A 19,062-nucleotide genomic window follows, 5' to 3' on the forward strand; every position below is an offset into this window, starting at 1 on the left:
CCGGCGCGGCGCTCAGTCGGCGCGCCGGGCCAGGTGCACCACGTCCGGCACTCCCCGGGCGACCTCGATCTCGTGGGTGACCACGTCCGAGAAGCCCGCCGCGCGCAGCGCCTCCTCGAAGTCCGGGGAGGGCTGCGCGCTCCAGACCGCCAGCACCCCGCCCGGCCGCAGCCGGTGCCAGAGCACGGCCAGCCCGTCGGCGCCGTAGAGCCCGGCGTTGGAGTCGGTGACCGTCCAGTCCGGGCCGTTGTCGATGTCCAGGCAGAGCGCGTCGTAGCGCTCGCCGTCCGCCGCCGCCAGGTACTCCAGCAGGTCGGTGTGGAGCACCGCCACCCGCTCGTCCTCCAGCGCGCCGCCGGAGAAGGCACCCAGCGGGCCACTCCGGTGCCAGTCGATGATCGCGTTCTCGCGCTCGACGATCGCGATCCGGCCCCAGCGCGCCTCGGCCACCGCGTACGCCAGCGAGAATCCGACGCCGAGCCCGCCGATCAGCACCGAGGGGCGCTCCACCGCGGGGCCGGTGCGGTCCAGCTCGTCCAGCGCCGCCTGGATCAGCAACCGCTCGGAGCGGCCGTCGGCGGTGTCCATCAGGAAGCAGCCGTTCGCGATGATCTCGAAGTGCCGTCCGCGCCGACGCAGCACCACCTCGCCGAACGGGCCCTCCCGCCGGTCGAGGGTGACGACTGCCTCCTGGTCGTCCCGTGCGGGCAGTGCGATGGACATGCGGCGATTCCTCCCGGGCTCGGGTGCAGAACGGCTCGGCGAACGAGTACCCGCCCGACAATAGCCGAGGCCACCGCCCCGCCGGTCACGTCGTGATCAGCACCCCCGCGTAGCTGACGCCGGCGACCATCACCCAGGAGGCCAGCCCCAGCAGGGCGATCCGCCCGCCGGTGCGCAGCATGGTCGGCAGGTGCACGGCGCTGCCGAGGCCGAACAGCGCGGCCGCCAGCAGCAGCTCCTGCGCGTCCCCGGCCAGCGTGAGCGCCCGGTCGGGCAGCACGCCGGTGGTCCGCAGCGCGATCATCGCGAGGAACCCGGCCACGAAGAGCGGCACGATCGGCGGCCGCTTGCCGGTGGCCCCGGGGGTGCCCCGGCGCGCCCGCCGCATCGCGACGGCGACCCCGGCGACCAGTGGCGCCAGCAGCACCACCCGCATCAGCTTGACCAGGACGGCCTCGCGCAGCGCACCCGCCCCGCCGGTCTGCGCGGTGGCGACCACCTGCCCGACGTCGTGCACGCTGGCGCCGACCCAGCGCCCGAACCCGGCGTCGTCCAGCCCGAGCGGCTGGCGGAGCAGCGGGAGGACGGCGATGGCCAGGGTGCCGCAGAGGGTGACGAGCGCGACGGAGGCGGCGACGTCCTCCTCCTCGCTGCCGGCAGCCTGGCTGACCGCGCCGATCGCCGAGGCCCCGCAGATCGAGTACCCGGTGGCGACGAGCAGCGGCTGGTCGCCCGGCAGGCCGAGCCGGCGTCCGAGCCAGACGGTCCCGGCGAAGGTGGCGGCCACCACGGCGACGACCATGGCGACGGTGGCCCAGCCGAGGCCGAGCACGTCGTCCAGGCCGAGCTTGAGGCCGAGCAGCACGATGCCGAGCCGCATCAGCCGCTTCCCGGCCGTCGAGAGGCCCGGCCGGGCCACCCCGCGGACCACCGGGCGCAGCCCGGGCAGGTGGGCGGCGGCCATGCCGAGCACCACGGCGGCGGTGAGCTTGGGCACGGCGGGCACGGCCTGGTGGATCGCGAGCGCGGCGGCCACGCCGAGGGCGGCGAGCAGCAGCCCGGGGACGTCGCCGCCGAGCGGGGGCAGTGCGCGGGTGCGGACGGGCCGGTCCCGGAGGGTCAGTGCCACGGCGGGCTCACCGCCGCCCGTCGGCGGGCAGCCGGTAGACGCGCCGGATGCTGGTGCCCAGCCGGGAGACGTCGGCGCCGTAGACGTGGATCGAGATGGCCGTGGAGGAGCAGGCGTTGCGCACCAGGTGGATGTCGCCGGGCGGGGCGAAGGCGGCGACGGTGCCGGCCGGGCCGACCACGTGCTCGGTCTCCACCAGGTGGGCGGTGCGTCCGTCGGACACCAGCCGGTAGCGGGTCTCGCTCTCCTTGCCCTGGTGGACGCCGGCCACGCACCAGGAGACGTGGTCGTGGATCGGGGTCTCCTGGCCGGGCAGCCAGACCAGCGCGACGACCGAGAACCCCCCGTCGGCCTCGGCATGCAGGACGTGCTGGCGGTAGCGGTCGGGATCCCCCTCGCACTGCGCCTCGGTGAGCAGGCCGGCGTCCCCCAGGTGCGGGGCGAGTCGCTCACCGACCAGGTAGGCGGTGAGTTCCGGCGGCAGGCCGCGGTCCACGACCGCGCGGATCTCGCCGACCAGGGCGGTCATGCGCTCGGTGAGCCGGTCGCTGCCGACCGTGGCGGAGGGTGTCATGCCAGCAGGTTGGCCCCGGCCGACCCATCACGTCCAAGGAGGGTTCTTTCGCTCTTCCCCAAACCCCGCTTATGGATTGACCCCGGGCCGACGGGCCGGTTGTCGAACGGCGGGGATCAGCAGCCCACCCGCGAGGCCGCCGCGGACCGCAACTGGTCCAGCACCAGAGCGGTGGCCGGGATCCGGCGGTGCTCGCGGAGCACGTACGCGCTCACCTGGCGTCGCAGGTGCGGCTCGACGGCGCGCCCGGTGACCTTGCGGTGGCACATGAAGGAGAGCACCAGCGCGGGCATCAGCGCGATCCCGACCCCGGCGGCGACCAGGCTCTGCACCGCCAGGTTGTCGTCGGTGGAGAAGACGATGTCGGGTGCGAAGCCCTCCTCGGCGCAGACGTGCAGCAGGTTGGCCCGGCAGCGCGGACACCCGGCGATCCAGCGCTCGCCGTCGAGGTCGGCCAGCCGGACGGCGTGCCGGCGGCCCAGCGGGTGGCCGACCGGCAGCAGCACCGTGAGCAGGTCCTCCATCAGCGGGATCTCGTCCAGCTCGGGCGGCAGCTCGGCGGCGACGCCCGGGTAGCGGAAGGAGAGCGCGATGTCGCACTCTCCGCGCAGCAGCCGCTGCACGGAGTCGGGCGGTTCGGCCTCCAGCAGTTCGACCCGGACCCCGGGGTGCTCGGCGAGCAGCCGGGCCATCGCCTGGGGTATCAGGGTCGCGTTGGCGCTCGGGAACGCGCAGACCCGGACCCTCCCGGCGCGCAACCGGGCGAGCGCGCCGAGTTGCTGCTGGGCCGCGGCGAGACTGCCGAGGATCAGTTCGGCGTGCCGGGCCAGTGCCTCACCGGCCTCGGTGAGGCGCAGCCCGCGCCCGGCCCGGGTGAACAGCGGCACTCCGACGGACCGCTCCAGCGCCTTCATCTGCTGGGTGATGGCGGGCTGGGTGTAGCCGAGTTCGCGGGCGGCGGCCGAGTAGGAGCCGGCCCGGACGACCTCGTGGAAGGTCCTGATGTGCCGCGAGTCGAATACCGGCTCCACTGCCCCTCCACCTGCCCGCGCCCCTGGTCCCAGGAATCATAAGCAGACTTTGGAGATGCCGGAGCTATTCCCACCCGCACCTATGGTTTCTCCGGTGCGTTCCCGCCGCTCCTACTCCTCCGGGGGCAGCCCCAGCACCAGTCCGGCCTCGGCGACCGGTGCGCCGCCCTGGGTGCTCGGACTGCGCCGGGTACGGGCCTCGACCCACCGGGCCAGCCAGGAGAGCGCCAGGCACATCCCGATGTAGATCGGCGAGATCACCATCACCACGGGGATGAACGGCAGGTCGTAGTCGAGGTTGGTGGCGATCAGCTTGCCCGCGTGCAGGAACTCCTCGTAGGTGATCAGGAAGCCCAGCGAGGTGTCCTTGAGCGCCACCACCAGCTGGCTGATGATGGCCGGCAGCATCGCCCGGTTGGCCTGCGGCACCAGCACGTAGGACATCACCTGGGTCTTGCGCATGCCCAGCGCGTACGCCGCCTCGCGCTGCCCGGCGGGCACCGCGAGCACACCGGCCCGGAACACCTCGGCCAGCACCGAGCCGTTGTACAGCACCAGACCGGCCACCAGCGCCCAGAGCGGTTCCACCTTGAGCGCGACGAAGATGAAGAAGATCATCACCAGCACCGGCATGGCCCGGAAGAACTCCACCACCAGGGTGGAGAGCCAGCGCACCGCCCGGTGGTCGGAGAGCCGCCCGGCCGCGAACAGCGCGCCGAACGGCAGCGCGAACAGCACCGTCCATCCGAAGGCCTTGAGCGTGTTCCCCAGCCCGCGCAGCAGCAGGTCCTGCACGCCCTCGTACTCGAAGGCCATCCACTTCTGGTACGTGAACTGCTCGGTGTGGAACAGCATGTAGACGATCCACCCGAGCAGCGCGGCGATCGCGACCAGCGCGATCAGCCCGTACAGCCGGTGCCGGGCCAGCGCCTTGGGGCCGGGGATGTCGTAGAGCGCCGAGGATTCCACCGTCATCGCGACACCGCCACTCGTCGTTCCAGCACGTTGAAGAGCGCGCTGACGGCCAGGGTGATGATCAGGTAGCCGACGGCGATCCAGACGAAGGTCCAGATGATGCTGTATCCCAGCTCGTTGATGGTCCGGTAGCTGCCGAGCAGTTCGGTCACGCTGAACGAGCCGGCGATCGCGGTGTTCTTGGCCAGCGCGATCATCACACTGCCGATCGGGGCGACCACCGACCGGTACGCCTGCGGCAGCACCACCAGGCTCATCGTCTGTCCGAAGGTCATGCCCAGGCTCCGGGCCGCCTCGCCCTGGCCGCTGGGCACGGTGTTGACCCCCGCGCGCATCGCCTCGCAGACGAACGCCGAGGTGTAGCAGCCGAGCGCGAGCACCGCGAAGGTGAAGAACGGCAGCGTGATGTCGAACCGCGGCAGGCCCAGCACCACGATGAAGAAGAGCAGGGTCAGCGGGGTGTTGCGCAGCAGCGTCACCCAGACCGTCCCGAACACCCGCAGCGGCCGCACCGGCGAGACCCGGAAGCCGGCGATCAGCACGCCCAGCACCAGGGCGAGCACGGCGCTCACCACGAACAGCGAGAGGGTGCCGAGGAAGCCCTCCCAGTAGGTCGACCAGTTGTCGGTCAGCGTTTTCACGGGGCGGCCCTCTCAGTACCGGTCGATCGGCGGCGGGGTCGGCGCGGGCACCCCGGACAGGCCGAGGGTGGCGTCGTAGGCCCGCTTCCAGTCACCGTTCTCCTCGTGGTGCGCCAGGGCGTCGTCGAGCGCGTAGCGCAGCACGGTGTCGTCCTTCGGCGTCCCGATCCCGTACGGCTCCTGGGAGAACAGCGGCCCGACCACCTTGAGCTCGTCCGGCACCTTGGCCGCGTAGCCCATCAGGATCGTGTTGTCCGTGGTGACGGCGTCCACCTGGCCGGTGATCAGGTTGTCCACGCAGGCCGAGTAGGTGTCGTAGCCGATCAGCTTGACGTCGGGGTACTGCTTCTGGATCCGCTGGTACGGGGTGGAGCCCGCCGCCGAGCAGACCTTCTTGCCGTTCAGGTCCTCCGGGCCGTGGATGGTGTCGTTGTTCGCGCGCACCAGCAGCGACTGGCCGGCCAGGTAGTACGGCCCTGCGAAGCCGACCAGCTTCTTGCGGTTGTCGTTGATGGTGTAGGTGCCGACGTAGTAGTCCACCTGCCCGTTCTGCAGGGCGGTCTCCCGGTTGGCGGAGGCGATCGTCCGGAACTCGATCCGGTCGGGCGCGAAGCCCAGGTCGGCGCCGACCATCCTGGCGATCTCGATGTCGAAGCCGGAGTACTCCCCGGTGGCAGGGTTCTTCTGGCCGAGGTAGGGCTGGTCCTCCTTGGCCCCCACCACCAGGTGGCCCCGGGCGCGCGCCGCCTCCAGGGTGGGCGAACCGGTGATGCCGGCGGCGTCCCGCACCTGGTAGCTGGGCAGCGCGCTGGGCTGCGGACCCTTTGGCGGCGGGGTGCCCTCCTTGCCGCAGCCGGCCAGCAGCACGATCAGGGCCGCGGCGGCGAGCATCCACTTCCTCGTCACGGCGCCCGCCTCAGTGCTTCAGGATCTTGGACAGGAAGTCCCGGGCGCGCTCGCTCTCCGGCGCGCCGAAGAAGTCCTCGGGGGCACGGTCCTCGACGATCCGCCCGTCGGCCATGAACACCACCCGGTTGGCCGACGCGCGGGCGAACCCCATCTCGTGGGTGACCACCACCATGGTCATGCCCTCGTGCGCGAGCTGGCGCATCACGTCCAGCACCTCGTTGATCATCTCGGGGTCGAGGGCGGAGGTGGGCTCGTCGAAGAGCAGTGCCTTGGGCTCCATGGCGAGCGCCCGGGCGATCGCGACGCGCTGCTGCTGGCCCCCGGAGAGCTGCGCCGGGTACTTGTCCGCCTGGGCGACCAGCCCGACCCGCTCCAGCAGGGCCCGGGACTTCGCGTCCGCCTCCGCGCGCGGCCGGCCGCGGACCTTGATCTGCGCCAGCGAGACGTTCTGCAGCACGGTCTTGTGGGAGAACAGGTTGAAGGACTGGAAGACCATCCCGACGTCCGCGCGCAGCAGGGCGAGCCCCTTGCCCTCCGCGGGCAGCGGCTTGCCGTCGATCGAGATGCTGCCCGACTCGATCGGCTCCAGGCGGTTGATCGCCCGGCAGAGCGTGGACTTGCCGGAGCCGGAGGGCCCGATCACCACCACGACCTCGCCGCGACCCACCGTCAGCTCGATGTCCTGCAGCACGTGCAGCTCGCCGAAGTGCTTGTTGACGCCCCGCAGCTCGATCAGCGGCTCGAAGGCGGACGCCCCCGGCGGTGCCGTCACTTGGTGCTCCGCCCCTTCAGCAACCACCCCAGCGCACCACCCGCGATCAGGGTGGCGAGCAGCGCGATCCAGAGCGGCGCGGTCACGGTGAACACCCAGAACTGGATCTTCACCTTGTCGAGGTTGGCGAACAGGAACCACACCGCGAGCACGACGATGACGCCGATCCCGATGTACCGGGTGGGGACGCCACCGATCTCGCTGCGCCGGGTGCTGGAGGAACCGTCTGAAATCTTGGTCACACGCGCAGTCTGCGGGCGGATCGACCGACTTGTCCGGTTACGCGCCCGGGAGTAACCCGCACGGGGCAACCCTGCCCCGTGCGGGTTTGCGCTGTGTCACCGGGAGCGGCCGGCCACCGGTGGCCGGTCGGGGCAGCAGAGCGCCCGGGGCCGCTGCCGCCCCCGGTTACCGCTCGTCCCGCCAGGACCGCCAGAGCGCCGCGTACGGACCGCCCGCGGCGACCAGCTCCGGGTGGCTGCCGTACTCGCTGATCCGCCCGCCCTCGACCACGGCGATCACGTCGGCGTCGTGGGCGGTGTGCAGCCGGTGCGCGATGGCGATCACCGTCCGGCCCTCCAGCACCCGCGAGAGCGAGCGCTCCAGGTGCCGGGCGGCCCTCGGGTCCAGCAGCGAGGTGGCCTCGTCCAGGACCAGGGTGTGCGGGTCGGCCAGCACCAGTCGGGCCAGCGCCAGTTGCTGCGCCTGCGGAGCGGTCAGCGCGGTGCCGCCCGAGCCGACCTCGGTGTCCAGCCCCTGCGCCAGCGCGTCCACCCACTCCCCGGCGTCCACCGCGTCCAGCGCGGCGCGCAGCTCGGTGTCGGCGGCGTCCGGCGCGGCGAGGCGCAGATTGTCCCGCAGGGTGCCGACGAAGACGTGGTGCTCCTGGTTGACCAGGGCCACCTCGGCCCGGACCCGCTCGGCCGGCATCCGCGAGAGCGCCGCCCCGCCCAGCGTCACGCTGCCCCGGCCGGGCGCGTAGATCCCGGCCAGCAGCCGGCCCAGGGTGGACTTGCCCGCACCGGAGGGACCGACCAGGGCGACCCGGCTGCCCGGGGCGACGTCCAGGCTGATCCCGTGCAGCACGTCGGCGCCCTCGCGGTAGCCGAACCGGACCTCGTCGGCCCGCACGTGCCGGCCGTCCGGGTGGGCGGACTCGTCGCTCTCGTGCTCGGGCACCTCGCGGACCCCGACCAGTCGCGCCAGCGAGGCCTGCCCGATCTGCAGCTCGTCGTACCAGCGCAGGATCAGGTCGACCGGGCCGGTGAGCGCCTGGGCGTAGAGCACCCCGGTGGTCAGCTGGCCGACGGTGATCCAGCCCTCCAGCGTGAACAGGCCGCCGAGCACCAGCGTCCCGAGCACGGCCAGGGTGTAGACCGCGTCGATGGTCGGGAACCAGACCGAGCGCAGCCAGAGGGTGTACCGCTCCCAGGCGAGCCACTCGCCGAGCTTGCGGTCGGTGAGCCGGACCCGGTCGTCGCCCAGGCGCAGCGTCTCGACCGTCCGCCCGGCGTCGACCGTCTCGGCCAGCACGGTGTTGACCGCGGCGTAGCCGGCCGACTCGTTGCGGTAGGACTGCGGGGCCCGCCGGAAGTACCAGCGCGAGCTGGCCAGCAGCAGCGGCAGGCCGATCAGCGAGGTGAGCGCGAGCAGCGGTGAGGTCACCACCAGGGCGCCGAGCACCAGCAGCAGCGAGACCACGGCGACGGCCAGCTCGGGCACCGCCTCGCGGACCGACTTGTCCAGCCGGTCGATGTCGGTGGTGCCCCGGGAGACGAGGTCCCCGGTGCCGGCCCGCTCCAGCACACCGGTCGGCAGCGTCACCGACCGGACCAGGAAGTCCTCCCGGAGGTCGGCCAGCACCCGCTCGCCGAGGACGCTGCCGCGCAGCCGGGACCACCAGGTGAAGGCCGACTGCACCACCAGGGCCAACAGGTACCAGGCGACGGCCACCGCGATGGTGGACCCGGCGGTGCCGGTGGCCAGCGACTCGACCAGCGTGCCGAGCACCCAGGGCCCGACCAGGCCGGCGACGGTGGCCACCGAGTGCAGGCCCACCACGGCGCCGAAGCCGGCGCGGTGCCGCCGGGCGAGCAGCCGCAGGTAGGCGCGGACGGTGGCCGGCGAGCCGACCGGCAGGGTGGTGGCCGGTCCCTGCTCCTGATGGGCGGGGGGCTTCATGCGGTGCTCCTCGGCTGGGCGGGGCGGCGGACGGGTGCGGGGCTCATACGCCCTCCCCCACGGCGACCGGTTCCTCGTCGCGGGTGACCACGGCGCGGTAGGCGGGCTCGGTGCGCATCAGCTCGCGGTGGCGGCCGGCCGCGACGGCCCGGCCGCCCTGGAGCAGCACCACCCGGTCCGCCTGGTCCAGCAGCAGCGGGCTGGTGGCGAACACCACCGTGGTGCGCCCCTCCCGGGTCGCACGCAGCCCGGTGGCGATCCGGGACTCGGTATGGGCGTCGACCGCGCTGGTGGGCTCGTCCAGGACGAGCACCGGCGGGTCGGCCAGCAGGGCGCGGGCCAGCGCCAGCCGCTGGCGCTGGCCGCCGGAGAGCGAGCGGCCGCGCTCGGTGATCCCGGCCCGCATGGCGTCCCCCGCGCACTCGGGCGAGCCGTCCACCAGCGCGTCCAGGACGTCCTCGGCGCGGGCGGCGGCCAGCGCCTCGGCGGGGGTGACCCGGCCCGAGGCGGGGATGTCGAAGAGCTCGGCCAGGGTGCCGGAGAGCAGCACCGGCTCCTTGTCGTGGACCAGCACCGCCGCCCGGGCCTCGGCCAGCGGCACGGCGTCCAGCTCGGTGCCGCCGAGCCGGACGGAGGGCTGCGCCCGCTCCCCCTCGCCCAGCGGGACGTGCCCGCCGAGCCGGCCGGCCAGCGCCCCGGCGAAGTCCGGGTCGCCGCAGACGACGGCGGTCAGCTCACCGGCCCGCAGCGTCAGCCCGGTCACCGGATCGAACAGGTCGGCCCGGCCCGGCCCGGTGAGCACGGCCTCGGCGGTGCCGGTCGTCCGGCTGAGCGAGAGCACCCGGACGGCCCGCCCGGCGGAGACCCGGGCGACGCTCCAGGCGTGCGCGGCCTCGCCGAGGATGCGCAGCGGCGCGGCCAGGTAGGCGGTGGCGCCGTACACCGCGACGAGGGTGCCGATGCCGATCTCCCCGTCCGCGGCCAGCCGGGCCCCGTACCAGGTGACGCCGACCACGAAGAGGCCCGGCAGCAGGACCTGCTGGGCCTGCATCAGCGACCAGACCCGGGCCGAGCGGACGGCGGCCGCGCGGACCTTCTGGGAGGCCGCCCGGTAGCGGTCGAGGAACAGCTCCTCGCCGCCGATGCCGCGGAGCACCCGGAGCCCGGCCACGGTGTCGGCGGCCAGCTCCGTCGCCTTGCCGCCGAGCGCGCGCTGTTCGGAGTAGCGCCGCTCGAAGGGGCCGAGCAACGGCCAGACGGAGGCGGCCAGCACCGGGACGCCGAGCAGCACGGCGAGGCCGAGCACGGGCTCGGCGACCAGCACCGCGGCGCTGACCGCCAGCCAGACCAGCACCGCGCCGCGGAGCCGGGCGACCAGCTCGACGTACCAGCCGATCTTCTCGACGTCCCCGCTGCCGACGGCGACGATCTCACCGGTGGCGATCCGCCGGGACAGCCCGGCGCCCAGGTGGGAGGCCTGACGGGAGACCAGTTGGCGGACCTGGGTGGCGGCGTGGATCCAGTTCCACACCGCCTGGCGGTGCAGCATGACGGCGCCGAAGGCGGCGACGACGGCCAGGGCCAGCACGGCGGCACCGGACCACCGGAGGCCGGCGGCGTCGCCGTCCACGGCGGCCTGGACGCCGAGGCCCACCGGGAGCGGCAGGGCCGCCCGGCTGCCCATCTCCAGCAGCGACCAGCAGGTGGCGAGCACCTGCCCGCGCCGCTGGCTGCGCTGCAGCCAGCGCAGGAAGGCGAGGGGGGAGGAGAGATCCGGGTCGCCGGGATCGGCCAGCGGCAGGGTCTTGAGCGGCATGACGCTCCGTTGGGGGTGGTGCGGGCGAATGGCGACGACGTGCTCGTCGCGCGGTGGCGCCGGGAGCACGTGGTGGGGGAAGGGGAGGATGGGGCCGGTGCGGTCACGGCCGGGGGGGCTGCTCAGGAGGTCATGGCAGCGAGCCTGCCAAGGCGACTGTGAGCTGCGCAACAGGTTTTCCGCGTCGCGCGCCCCCTCCCGGACCTCCTGCGCACGCCGGTACAACGCGTCAGAAAATTCTTTGCCCGGCCGGGAACAATCCGGACAACGGGCAGGTTGGTCCACACGAACCTATGGACAACCAGGAGGGCACCCCTTCCCGTGAGCACCATTCCCAGCGTCACCCTCAACAACGGCTCGCAGATCCCGCAGCTGGGCTTCGGCGTGTGGCAGGTCCCGGACGCCGAGGCCACGGCCGCCGTCCGCACCGCCGTCGAGTCGGGCTACCGCTCGATCGACACCGCGGCGATCTACGAGAACGAGGCCGGCACCGGCCGGGCGATCGGCGAGGCGATCGCGGGCGGCGGCGTCGCCCGTGCGGACCTCTACGTCACCACCAAGCTCTGGAACTCGGGCACCCGCGACTGGTCCGGCCCGCAGGGCCGGGACGCGGTGCTGCGCGAGTTCGACGCCTCGCTGGCCAAGCTCGGCCTGGAGTACCTCGACCTCTACCTGATCCACTGGCCGCGCCCCATGCACGGCACCTTCCCGAACGTCTGGAAGGCGTTCGAGCAGCTCCTGGCCGACGGCCGGGTCAAGTCGATCGGCGTCTCGAACTTCGGGGCCGAGCAGCTCACCCGCCTGCTCGACGAGGCCTCGGTCGTGCCGGCCCTGAACCAGGTCGAGCTGCACCCGTACTTCCCGCAGGACGAGCTGCGCGCCTTCCACGCCCGGCACGGCATCGCCACCGAGGCCTGGAGCCCGCTGGGCCAGGGCAAGGAGCTGCTCGCCGAGCCGGTGCTGGCGCAGATCGCCGAGAAGCACGGCCGCACGGTCGCCCAGGTGGTGCTCCGCTGGCACCTGCAGAGCGGCATCGTCGCGATCCCGAAGTCGGTCACCCCCTCCCGGATCAAGGAGAACCTGGACGTGGCCGGCTTCGAGCTGGACGCGGCCGACCTCGCCGCGATCGCCGGCCTCGCCACCGGCGTGCGGATCGGTCCGGACCCGCAGGAGTTCGACTGGAGCTGACACCCTCGGTGAGCACGGCGCCGTCGCCGTGCTCCTGAAGGGCCGTCAACACCGAAGGCCGCCTTCCCGCATTCGGGGTCGGCGGCCTTCGGTACGTTGGCGAATCGTTTTGGCTGGATTTCGAAGGCGAAGGCTAGAGCCTGGCCGCCTTGGCGATCAGCGCCATCGCCGGTTCGTGCTCGTCCTCGTCCAGCGGACCGAGCAGCAGCCGCTGGACCTGGGCGACGCCCGCGGCCGAACGGTGCAGCAGGTCCTGACCCGCCGGCGAGAGCGACAGCAGGTTGCGCCGTCCGTCCGAAGGGTCGCGCCGGCGCTGCACCAGGCCGCGCCGGACGAGCCGGCTGACCATCTCGGCCATCGTGGCCTTGTCCAGCGAGGCCAGCTCACCGACCGTGCGCTGGTCCGCGCCCGGTTCCAGTTCGAGGGCGTCGAGCACCGCGTACTGCGGCGCCGTCAGCTCCGAACCGACGTGCTCCGACCAGAGCTTGGTGTGCACCTGCTGGCTCACCCTGATCAGATAGCCGATCGCCCGCTGGGCGTCCAGCATCGGCCGCGCGTCGGTGAGGACGGCGACCGCGGCGGGTTCAAGCCTGGCTATCTTGGCCATCACCCGGACAATCTCCAGCTGCTCCTCGGCCGCGAGCGGTTCGAAGAGCGTGCGCTGCACACGGACCACTCCGCCGGTGGCCTCGCGCACCGCCTGTGCGCCGCTCTGCGAGAGAGCGAGCAGTTTGCGCCGGCCGTCGGCCGGATCGCGGCGTCGCAACACCAGGCCGCGCCGGACGAGCCGGGCGACCATCTCGGCCATCGTGGCCTTGTCCAGCGAGGCGCGCTCGCCGACCGTCCGCTGGTCAGCACCCGGTTCGAGGGCGAGGACCAGCAGAACGGCGAACTGCGGAGCCGTGAGATCGGCTCCGACGTGTTCGGACCACAGACGGGTGTGTACCTGCTGTGCAACGCGGATCAGGTGCCCGGGCGACTGCTGCAGTCGCGCGGACACGCGGGTCGTCGGGATCTCCCCCAGCACCATGTATCCGTCCCGATGTCACACCCGGTGTGTGTGGGACACCCGGGTGGGGCAGTAACGGCGAGTGGGCGTCCCGCTGTGAGGGAGGGCGCTCCAGCCGTGCAGCCGGTGGCTGCTGGCGGACACTATACAAACGGCTGGCCCTTGCTGGCAGGCGGGGGCGGATAGTAGACGCAGGTTCGGCAACATTGGCATATTTACGCGCCGTGCCGACCCGTGGGTAACCCGTTCGCAGGAGAAAGCCGACCGGCCGGTCCTTACCCTCGGTCACCTGCGCCTTCCGCCCTGGCCGCGCACCCTACTCGCCGGTAGGGTGTGGCCCACTCAGCGGTCCACCCTCCGCCGGGCGACTCCGCGGGAGCCTCCCGGCGAGATCCGAGAGAGACGAGAGCGAGCATGACCGAGCAGAGCACCGCCCCCAGGGTCGCCGTCGTCACCGGCGCCGCACGCGGCCTGGGCGCCGCCACCGCCGAGCGGCTGGCGGCCGACGGCTACGCCGTCGCCGTGCTGGACCTGGAGGAGGCGGCCGGCCAGGACGCCGTCGACCGGATCACCGCCGCCGGCGGCCGGGCGATCGCCGTCGGAGCGGACGTCTCGGACGCCGGACAGGTGCAGGCCGCCGTGGACCGGATCGCCGCCGAACTCGGCCCGCCGGTCGTCCTCGTGAACAACGCGGGCGTGCTGCGCGACAACCTGATCTTCAAGATGTCCGAGTCCGACTGGGACACGGTCATGAACGTTCACCTCCGCGGCGCCTTCCTGATGACCCGCGCGGTGCAGAAGCACATGGTGGACGCCGGCTTCGGCCGCGTGATCAACCTGTCCTCCTCCTCGGCCCAGGGCAACCGCGGCCAGGCCAACTACTCCGCCGCCAAGGCCGGTCTGCAGGGCTTCACCAAGACCCTCGCCATCGAACTCGGCCGCTTCGGCGTCACCGCCAACGCGGTCGCCCCCGGATTCATCGCCACCGACATGACGGCGGCCACCGCCGCCCGGGTCGGGATGGAGTTCGAGGAGTTCAAGAAGGCCGCCGCTTCGCAGATCCCGGTCCAGCGGGTCGGTGTGCCCGAGGACGTCGCGCACACCATCTCGTTCCTGGCGAGCGAGGGCGCCGGATTCGTCTCCGGCCAGGTCATCTACGTGGCCGGCGGTCCCCTCGACTGAGCCATCGAACCTACACAGGGTTACCACGGAGTGGGAACCGGCGCGGCCGGTCTCCCACTCCGTGTGTTTTGCCCGCCCTTGGGAATGGGCGATCGGCGTTCGCTTGCACATTCGATAGGGGAATATCAGGAAATCGGACCGGGGCGAGGGCGATCCGGTCATTCAAACGCCGCTCCGAAGAATTCCGAATTCCACCGGGAGTCACGCCGGTCCACTGGGTAGGGTCACCCGCGTGCGAGCGCCGAGTGAATTGCAGGAGAACCCGACCACCCGCGGCAAGCGCTCCCGCCGCACCTCCGGAGAACCCGGCTGGCCCCCGCTCGGCCGACGGCGCGCCGGGCTGCTGGCCCTCACCTCGCTCGGCTACCTGATGGTGGTGGCGGGCGTCCTCCTCGACACCCCGCTGGTCGACCTCGACTGGGCGGTGCGCCTCGCCCGCCCCTACGAACGGTGGCCCGGGCCGCAGCCGCTGCTCGACAACTGGGTGGTGGCCGGGCAGCGCGGCCCGTCCGCCGTCGCGGCCTTCGCCTGGCTCGGCTGGCGCGCCCTCCGGCTGCGGCGCCTGCGCCCGCTGCTGGTGATGGGGGCGGCCCTGCTGCTGCTCAACGTCACGGTGGGCGCGGTGAAGATCGTCACCGGCCGGCTGGGCCCGCACTACGCGCACTACGTCGGCTCGCCCGAACTCTTCTCCGGCGGCACCGTATTCCCCTCCGGACACACCGCCAACGCGGTGGTCACCTGGGGCGTCCTGGCCTACCTGGCGGTCCGGTGGCGGCGCGGCGGCGCGGTGCTCGCCGGCGCCACCGCCACTTCGGTCGGGCTCACCACGATCTACCTGGGCACCCACTGGGTCACCGACGTCCTGGCCGGCTGGGCCGCGGGCCTGCTGGTGCTGCTCTCGCTGCCCCTGCTGGAGCCCCTGGTGACCGCCCTCGAACAGCGGACCGCCCGGCGCCGGGGGCCGGCGCTCACCCCTCCCAGCTGCGTTCCACGACCCCGTCGCGCACCGCGAGGTTGAGCCGCCCCTCGCGGTGGTCCATGGTCATCATCGCCCCCGGCTGGAGGACCCGCACCGAGGTCCAGCCGTCCCGGTGGGCCAGCTCCCGCGCCCGCTCGACCCGCAGGCCGGCGTAGCCCTCCGCGTCCGCTTCCGGCATCGCCCCTCCCCCACTCGTACCCGGACGTACGCTGGAATCGTAGACCGGATCCCGTCCGAGGGGAGGTGCGCGGGTATGCGAGCGACGACGCCGCGGCGCTGGCGCAGCGGCACCGAACCCAGTACCGCCCGGAGCGACCTCAAACTGCGCTATCTGCTCTCCCTGACCTTCACCCCGCTGTTCGCCGTCGCGACGGTGGCTTTCGCGATATGGGCCGCCAACGCCCCGGCGTACGGCGCGCCCGGCCGGGGCACGCTCACCGGATTCGCGGTGGCCTGCGGGCTCCTCACCCTGTTCGCCGTGGTCGATCTCGTCATCGTCATCCGGCGCCGCCGTACCGAGCTCTGACGCGGTGTCTCCCATGGGGTGGGAAGTCGGCCCGGCCGACTTCCCACCCCGCCGCGGCCCGGCCCGCTCAGCGGTTGCCGACCGCCTGCTTCACCAGCGTCCGCCCGAAGTCCCACATCAGGCCGCTCCCGCGGTGCGCGTCGTCCATCACGTCGGTGAAGGCGTCGATGAACCGGTCCACGTCCCGGTCGGTGATGATCAGCGGCGGGATCAGCTTGATCACCTCCAGGTGGTCGCCGGAGACCTGGGTGAGGATCCGGTGCCGCTGCAGCAGCGGGACGACCACCATCTGGGCGAACAGGCCCTTGCGGGCCGCCTGCAGCGCCGTCCACCCGGTCCGCAGCTTCAGCGACTTCGGTCGGCCGAACTCGATACCGATCATCAGGCCCCGGCCGCGGACCTCGGCCAGCAGCTCGTACCGGTCGACCAGCGCCGCCAGCCGCTCCCGGAACCGGTCCCCGACGGCGCGGGCGTTCTCCACCACCTTCTCGTCCCGCATCACCTCCAGGGTCGCCAGGCCCGCCGCCATCGCCTGCGCGTTGGAGCCGAAGCTGGCCGAGTGCACCAACACCCGGTCCATCGAGGAGTAGACCTTCTCGAAGATCCAGCCCTTGCCGAGCGTCGCCCCGACCGGGACGTAGCCGCCGGAGAGCGCCTTGGCCGCGCAGACCAGGTCGGGCAGCACGCCCTCCTCGTGCTGGTAGGCGAAGAACTCCCCGGTCCGGCCGATGCCGGTCTGCACCTCGTCGCAGATCAGCAGCGCCTTGTGCTCGTGCAGGAGTTCCTGCGCCGCCCGCAGCCAGCCGGGCGGCGGGGCCAGCACGCCCTTGCCCTGGATCGGCTCCACGATCAGGGCCGCGACGTCGCCCTTCTTCAGCTCCTTGGCCAGTGCCCCGAGGTCGCCGAGCGGGATCGCGGTGTCCGGCAGCAGCGGATCGAAGCCCTTGCGGAACCCGCTCTCGCCGTTGACCGAGAGCGAACCGGTGGTCAGCCCGTGGAAGGCGTGGTCGGCGTAGAGCACGCGCCGGCGCCCGGTGGCGTAGCGAGCGAACTTCAGCGCCGTCTCGACCGCCTCGGTGCCGCTGTTGCCGAAGAAGACCCGGTCCAGCCCCGGCGTGTACGAGAGCAGCCGCTCCGCGAGCAGGCCGGGCAGCGGCGAACAGTCGAACCGGACCAGGTCCGGCAGGTCGAGGTCCATCACCTGCTGGACGGCCCCGCGCACCACCGGGTGGTGCCGGCCGAGCGCGAAGATGCCGAACCCGGCGAGCATGTCGAGGTACTCGTGGCCCTCGGCGTCGTAGAAGTACGGGCCCTCGGCGCGCTCGTAGTACTTGTCGAAGCCGATGGTGTGCAGCATCCGCGGCAGCTGCGGATTCAGGTGGCGGCTGTGCAGCTCGTACCGTTCGCCCCCGCGCTCGGCGAGCAGGGCGGCGAGGTCGAAGCGGGGTTCGTTGCCGGGGTCAGCCTGCATGGCGCTGGTTCGCTCCTCGGGTCGGTAGCAGGTTCTTGGCGAAGGCCGCGGTCTGCGCGGCGACCCCGGTGCCGGTCAGCCCGGTCTCCTCCAGGATCTCGCCCCGGGCGGCGTGGCCGAGGAACTCCTGCGGCAGGCCGAGCACCCGCACCGGGACGTCCACGTCGGCGTCCCGCAGCGCCTGGGCGACCGCCGCGCCGACGCCGCCGGTCCGGCCGTTGTCCTCGACCGTGACGACCAGCCGGTGCGCGGCGGCCAGCGCGGGCAGGGCCGGGTCGACCGGCTTGACCCAGCGCGGGTCGACGACCGTCGCGGTGAACCCCTCGGCCAGCAGCAGGCGCGCCGCGTCCAGCCCGGCGCCCGCCATGGTGCCCACCGCGACCAGCAGGATCTCCGGCAGCTCTCCGGTCCGCAGCAGCACGTCGACGCCGCCGATCCGCTCCACGGCCGGGACGGCCGGCCCGATGTTCCCCTTGGGGAAGCGGACCACCGTCGGCGCGTCCGTCACCTCCACGGCCTCGCGCAGCTGGGCCCGCAGCTGGTCGGCGTCGCGCGGGGCCGCCAGCCGCAGGCCGGGGACGACCTGGAGGATCGACATGTCCCACATGCCGTTGTGCGAGGCGCCGTCCGGCCCGGTCACCCCGGAGCGGTCGAGGACGAAGGTCACGCCCAGCCGGTGCAGGGCGACGTCCATCAGGACCTGGTCGAAGGCCCGGTTGAGGAAGGTCGCGTAGACCGCGACCACCGGGTGCAGCCCGCCGGTGGCCAGCCCCGCCGCACTGGTCACGGCGTGCTGCTCGGCGATCCCCACGTCGAAGGTCCGCTCCGGGTGGGCCTTGGCGAACTTGGCCAGCCCGACCGGCTGGAGCATCGCGGCGGTGATCGCGACCACGTCCGGCCGCTCGGCGCCCAGCGCGAGCATCTCCTCGCCGAACACCGACGTCCAGGAGACCCCGGCACTGGGCGCGATGGGCAGGCAGGTGTACGGGTCGATCGGGTTGACGGCGTGGAAGCGGTCCGCCTCGTCCTGCTCGGCCGGACCGTAGCCGCGGCCCTTCACGGTCAGGCAGTGGACGATGACCGGGCCGCCGAAGCCGCGAGCCTGGCGCAGCGCCTGCTCGACGGCGCCCAGGTCGTGGCCGTCGATCGGGCCGAGGTACTTGAGCCCGAGGTCCTCGAACATGCCCTGCGGGGCGAAGGCGTCCTTGAACCCCTTCTTGGCGCCGTGCAGCGCGTCGAAGATCGGCTGCCCGACCAGCGGGGTGCGCTGCAGCGCTTCCTTGCCGAGGGCGAGGAAGCGCTCGTACCCCTGGGTGGTGCGCAGCGTGGCGAGGTGGTGGGCGAGGCCGCCGACGGTCCTGGCGTAGGAGCGCTCGTTGTCGTTGACGACGATCACCAGCGGGCGGTCCCGCGCCTCGGCGATGTTGTTGAGCGCCTCCCAGGCGAGCCCGCCGGTGAGCGCGCCGTCACCGATCACCGCGACGGTCTGCCGGTCGTGCTGGCCGAGCAGCTGGGCGGCCTTGGCGAGGCCGTCGGCGTAGGAGAGGGCGGTGGAGGCGTGCGAGTTCTCGACCAGGTCGTGCTCGGACTCCGCGCGCGAGGGATAGCCGGACAGGCCGCCCCTGGAACGCAGTTTCGAGAAGTCCTGCCGCCCGGTGAGCAGTTTGTGGACGTAGCTCTGATGGCCGGTGTCCCAGACGATCCGGTCGTAGGGCGAGTCGAACACCCGGTGCAGCGCGATGGTCAGCTCCACGACCCCGAGGTTCGGGCCGAGGTGGCCTCCGGTCCGGGTGACGGCATCGATCAGGAAGGCGCGGATCTCGTCGGCGAGGAGTGGGAGGTCGGCGGCCGGGATCTTTCTGAGGTCGGCCGGGGACGTGACGCCGGAGAGCAGTGGCATGTGTTCACCTCACGACTCGGAGCAGTGCTGTGGTGCCCCCCTGTGGCAGGACCGCC

At 72.7% G+C, this 19,062-nt stretch carries 19 protein-coding genes; 4 read left to right on the top strand and 15 right to left on the bottom strand.

What is annotated here, in order from left to right:
• Window positions 1-12: 12 nt before the first annotated feature.
• From ACIF6L_RS09385 to ACIF6L_RS09435, 11 genes are all read right to left on the bottom strand, one after another.
• Window positions 13-723: a spermidine synthase gene (locus ACIF6L_RS09385; protein WP_329490741.1), complete on the bottom strand. Its 711-nt coding sequence runs from the start codon at window positions 721-723 to the stop codon at window positions 13-15.
• 85 nt (window positions 724-808) lie between these two features.
• On the bottom strand, window positions 809-1,846 hold the full coding sequence (locus ACIF6L_RS09390; RefSeq protein ID WP_396488543.1) for a YeiH family protein: 1,038 nt from the start codon (window positions 1,844-1,846) through the stop codon (window positions 809-811).
• Window positions 1,847-1,859: 13 nt separating this feature from the next.
• Window positions 1,860-2,426, bottom strand: a complete 567-nt coding sequence (locus ACIF6L_RS09395) for a cysteine dioxygenase (protein WP_396488243.1) — start codon at window positions 2,424-2,426, stop codon at window positions 1,860-1,862.
• Between the two features lie 116 nt (window positions 2,427-2,542).
• A complete protein-coding gene (locus ACIF6L_RS09400) occupies window positions 2,543-3,457 on the bottom strand; it encodes a LysR family transcriptional regulator (RefSeq protein WP_329490739.1) in 915 nt (304 codons plus the stop codon).
• Window positions 3,458-3,568: 111 nt separating this feature from the next.
• Window positions 3,569-4,432: an amino acid ABC transporter permease gene (locus ACIF6L_RS09405; RefSeq protein ID WP_396488245.1), complete on the bottom strand. Its 864-nt coding sequence runs from the start codon at window positions 4,430-4,432 to the stop codon at window positions 3,569-3,571.
• Entirely contained in the window at window positions 4,429-5,073 is a 645-nt protein-coding gene (locus ACIF6L_RS09410; RefSeq protein WP_329490737.1) for an amino acid ABC transporter permease, read from the bottom strand. The genes ACIF6L_RS09405 and ACIF6L_RS09410 overlap by 4 nt, the downstream gene beginning before the upstream one ends.
• A gap of 12 nt (window positions 5,074-5,085) precedes the next feature.
• Complete coding sequence (locus ACIF6L_RS09415; RefSeq protein WP_396488545.1) at window positions 5,086-5,964, bottom strand: glutamate ABC transporter substrate-binding protein; 879 nt, start codon at window positions 5,962-5,964, stop codon at window positions 5,086-5,088.
• Window positions 5,965-5,989: 25 nt separating this feature from the next.
• Complete coding sequence (locus tag ACIF6L_RS09420) at window positions 5,990-6,754, bottom strand: amino acid ABC transporter ATP-binding protein (RefSeq protein ID WP_359806889.1); 765 nt, start codon at window positions 6,752-6,754, stop codon at window positions 5,990-5,992.
• Window positions 6,751-6,996, bottom strand: coding sequence for a LapA family protein (locus ACIF6L_RS09425; protein WP_359806892.1), 246 nt, complete (start codon window positions 6,994-6,996; stop codon window positions 6,751-6,753). The genes ACIF6L_RS09420 and ACIF6L_RS09425 overlap by 4 nt, the downstream gene beginning before the upstream one ends.
• Window positions 6,997-7,162: 166 nt before the next feature.
• Window positions 7,163-8,935 carry an ABC transporter ATP-binding protein gene (locus ACIF6L_RS09430; RefSeq protein WP_352292434.1) on the bottom strand — a complete coding sequence of 591 codons (1,773 nt, stop codon included), beginning with the start codon at window positions 8,933-8,935 and terminating at the stop codon, window positions 7,163-7,165.
• 43 nt (window positions 8,936-8,978) lie between these two features.
• Window positions 8,979-10,751 carry an ABC transporter transmembrane domain-containing protein gene (locus ACIF6L_RS09435; protein WP_396488248.1) on the bottom strand — a complete coding sequence of 591 codons (1,773 nt, stop codon included), beginning with the start codon at window positions 10,749-10,751 and terminating at the stop codon, window positions 8,979-8,981.
• 321 nt (window positions 10,752-11,072) lie between these two features.
• Here ACIF6L_RS09435 and ACIF6L_RS09440 point away from each other — a divergent pair, with 321 nt between their 5' ends.
• Window positions 11,073-11,939, top strand: coding sequence for an aldo/keto reductase (locus tag ACIF6L_RS09440; RefSeq protein WP_359806899.1), 867 nt, complete (start codon window positions 11,073-11,075; stop codon window positions 11,937-11,939).
• A gap of 133 nt (window positions 11,940-12,072) precedes the next feature.
• Here ACIF6L_RS09440 and ACIF6L_RS09445 read toward each other — a convergent pair whose 3' ends face one another.
• Window positions 12,073-12,969 carry a MarR family winged helix-turn-helix transcriptional regulator gene (locus tag ACIF6L_RS09445; RefSeq protein WP_396488250.1) on the bottom strand — a complete coding sequence of 299 codons (897 nt, stop codon included), beginning with the start codon at window positions 12,967-12,969 and terminating at the stop codon, window positions 12,073-12,075.
• 393 nt (window positions 12,970-13,362) lie between these two features.
• Between ACIF6L_RS09445 and fabG the strand changes: the two genes are divergently transcribed.
• Together fabG and ACIF6L_RS09455 are read left to right on the top strand one after the other, a co-directional pair.
• Entirely contained in the window at window positions 13,363-14,130 is a 768-nt protein-coding gene (gene fabG / locus ACIF6L_RS09450; RefSeq protein WP_329490731.1) for a 3-oxoacyl-ACP reductase FabG, read from the top strand.
• 232 nt (window positions 14,131-14,362) lie between these two features.
• Window positions 14,363-15,148, top strand: coding sequence for a phosphatase PAP2 family protein (locus tag ACIF6L_RS09455; RefSeq protein WP_329490730.1), 786 nt, complete (start codon window positions 14,363-14,365; stop codon window positions 15,146-15,148).
• Here the strand turns inward: ACIF6L_RS09455 and ACIF6L_RS09460 are convergent.
• A complete protein-coding gene (locus ACIF6L_RS09460) occupies window positions 15,099-15,287 on the bottom strand; it encodes an I78 family peptidase inhibitor (protein ID WP_329490729.1) in 189 nt (62 codons plus the stop codon). The genes ACIF6L_RS09455 and ACIF6L_RS09460 overlap by 50 nt on opposite strands.
• A 75-nt stretch (window positions 15,288-15,362) precedes the next feature.
• Here ACIF6L_RS09460 and ACIF6L_RS09465 point away from each other — a divergent pair, with 75 nt between their 5' ends.
• Complete coding sequence (locus ACIF6L_RS09465; RefSeq protein WP_329490728.1) at window positions 15,363-15,635, top strand: DUF6343 family protein; 273 nt, start codon at window positions 15,363-15,365, stop codon at window positions 15,633-15,635.
• A gap of 67 nt (window positions 15,636-15,702) precedes the next feature.
• Here the strand turns inward: ACIF6L_RS09465 and ACIF6L_RS09470 are convergent, their stop codons facing one another.
• Both ACIF6L_RS09470 and dxs read right to left on the bottom strand, forming a co-directional pair.
• Complete coding sequence (locus ACIF6L_RS09470; protein WP_396488253.1) at window positions 15,703-17,106, bottom strand: aspartate aminotransferase family protein; 1,404 nt, start codon at window positions 17,104-17,106, stop codon at window positions 15,703-15,705.
• A complete protein-coding gene (gene dxs, locus ACIF6L_RS09475; protein WP_396488254.1) occupies window positions 17,096-19,006 on the bottom strand; it encodes a 1-deoxy-D-xylulose-5-phosphate synthase in 1,911 nt (636 codons plus the stop codon). The genes ACIF6L_RS09470 and dxs overlap by 11 nt, the downstream gene beginning before the upstream one ends.
• Window positions 19,007-19,062: the final 56 nt, after the last annotated feature.

The organism is Kitasatospora sp. NPDC086009 (assembly GCF_044540385.1).
Lineage (GTDB): Bacteria > Actinomycetota > Actinomycetes > Streptomycetales > Streptomycetaceae > Kitasatospora.

Excerpts from the sequence above, each read along its gene's own strand:
- ACIF6L_RS09385 (WP_329490741.1), bottom strand. The coding sequence starts at position 723 with ATGTCCATCGCACTGCCCGCACGGGACGACCAGGAGGCAGTCGTCACC.
- ACIF6L_RS09395 (WP_396488243.1), bottom strand. The coding sequence starts at position 2,426 with ATGACACCCTCCGCCACGGTCGGCAGCGACCGGCTCACCGAGCGCATG.
- ACIF6L_RS09405 (WP_396488245.1), bottom strand. The coding sequence starts at position 4,432 with ATGACGGTGGAATCCTCGGCGCTCTACGACATCCCCGGCCCCAAGGCG.
- ACIF6L_RS09415 (WP_396488545.1), bottom strand. The coding sequence starts at position 5,964 with ATGCTCGCCGCCGCGGCCCTGATCGTGCTGCTGGCCGGCTGCGGCAAG.
- ACIF6L_RS09430 (WP_352292434.1), bottom strand. The coding sequence starts at position 8,935 with ATGAAGCCCCCCGCCCATCAGGAGCAGGGACCGGCCACCACCCTGCCG.
- ACIF6L_RS09435 (WP_396488248.1), bottom strand. The coding sequence starts at position 10,751 with ATGCCGCTCAAGACCCTGCCGCTGGCCGATCCCGGCGACCCGGATCTC.
- ACIF6L_RS09445 (WP_396488250.1), bottom strand. The coding sequence starts at position 12,969 with ATGGTGCTGGGGGAGATCCCGACGACCCGCGTGTCCGCGCGACTGCAG.
- fabG (WP_329490731.1), top strand. The coding sequence starts at position 13,363 with ATGACCGAGCAGAGCACCGCCCCCAGGGTCGCCGTCGTCACCGGCGCC.
- ACIF6L_RS09460 (WP_329490729.1), bottom strand. The coding sequence starts at position 15,287 with ATGCCGGAAGCGGACGCGGAGGGCTACGCCGGCCTGCGGGTCGAGCGG.
- ACIF6L_RS09465 (WP_329490728.1), top strand. The coding sequence starts at position 15,363 with ATGCGAGCGACGACGCCGCGGCGCTGGCGCAGCGGCACCGAACCCAGT.
- ACIF6L_RS09470 (WP_396488253.1), bottom strand. The coding sequence starts at position 17,106 with ATGCAGGCTGACCCCGGCAACGAACCCCGCTTCGACCTCGCCGCCCTG.
- dxs (WP_396488254.1), bottom strand. The coding sequence starts at position 19,006 with ATGCCACTGCTCTCCGGCGTCACGTCCCCGGCCGACCTCAGAAAGATC.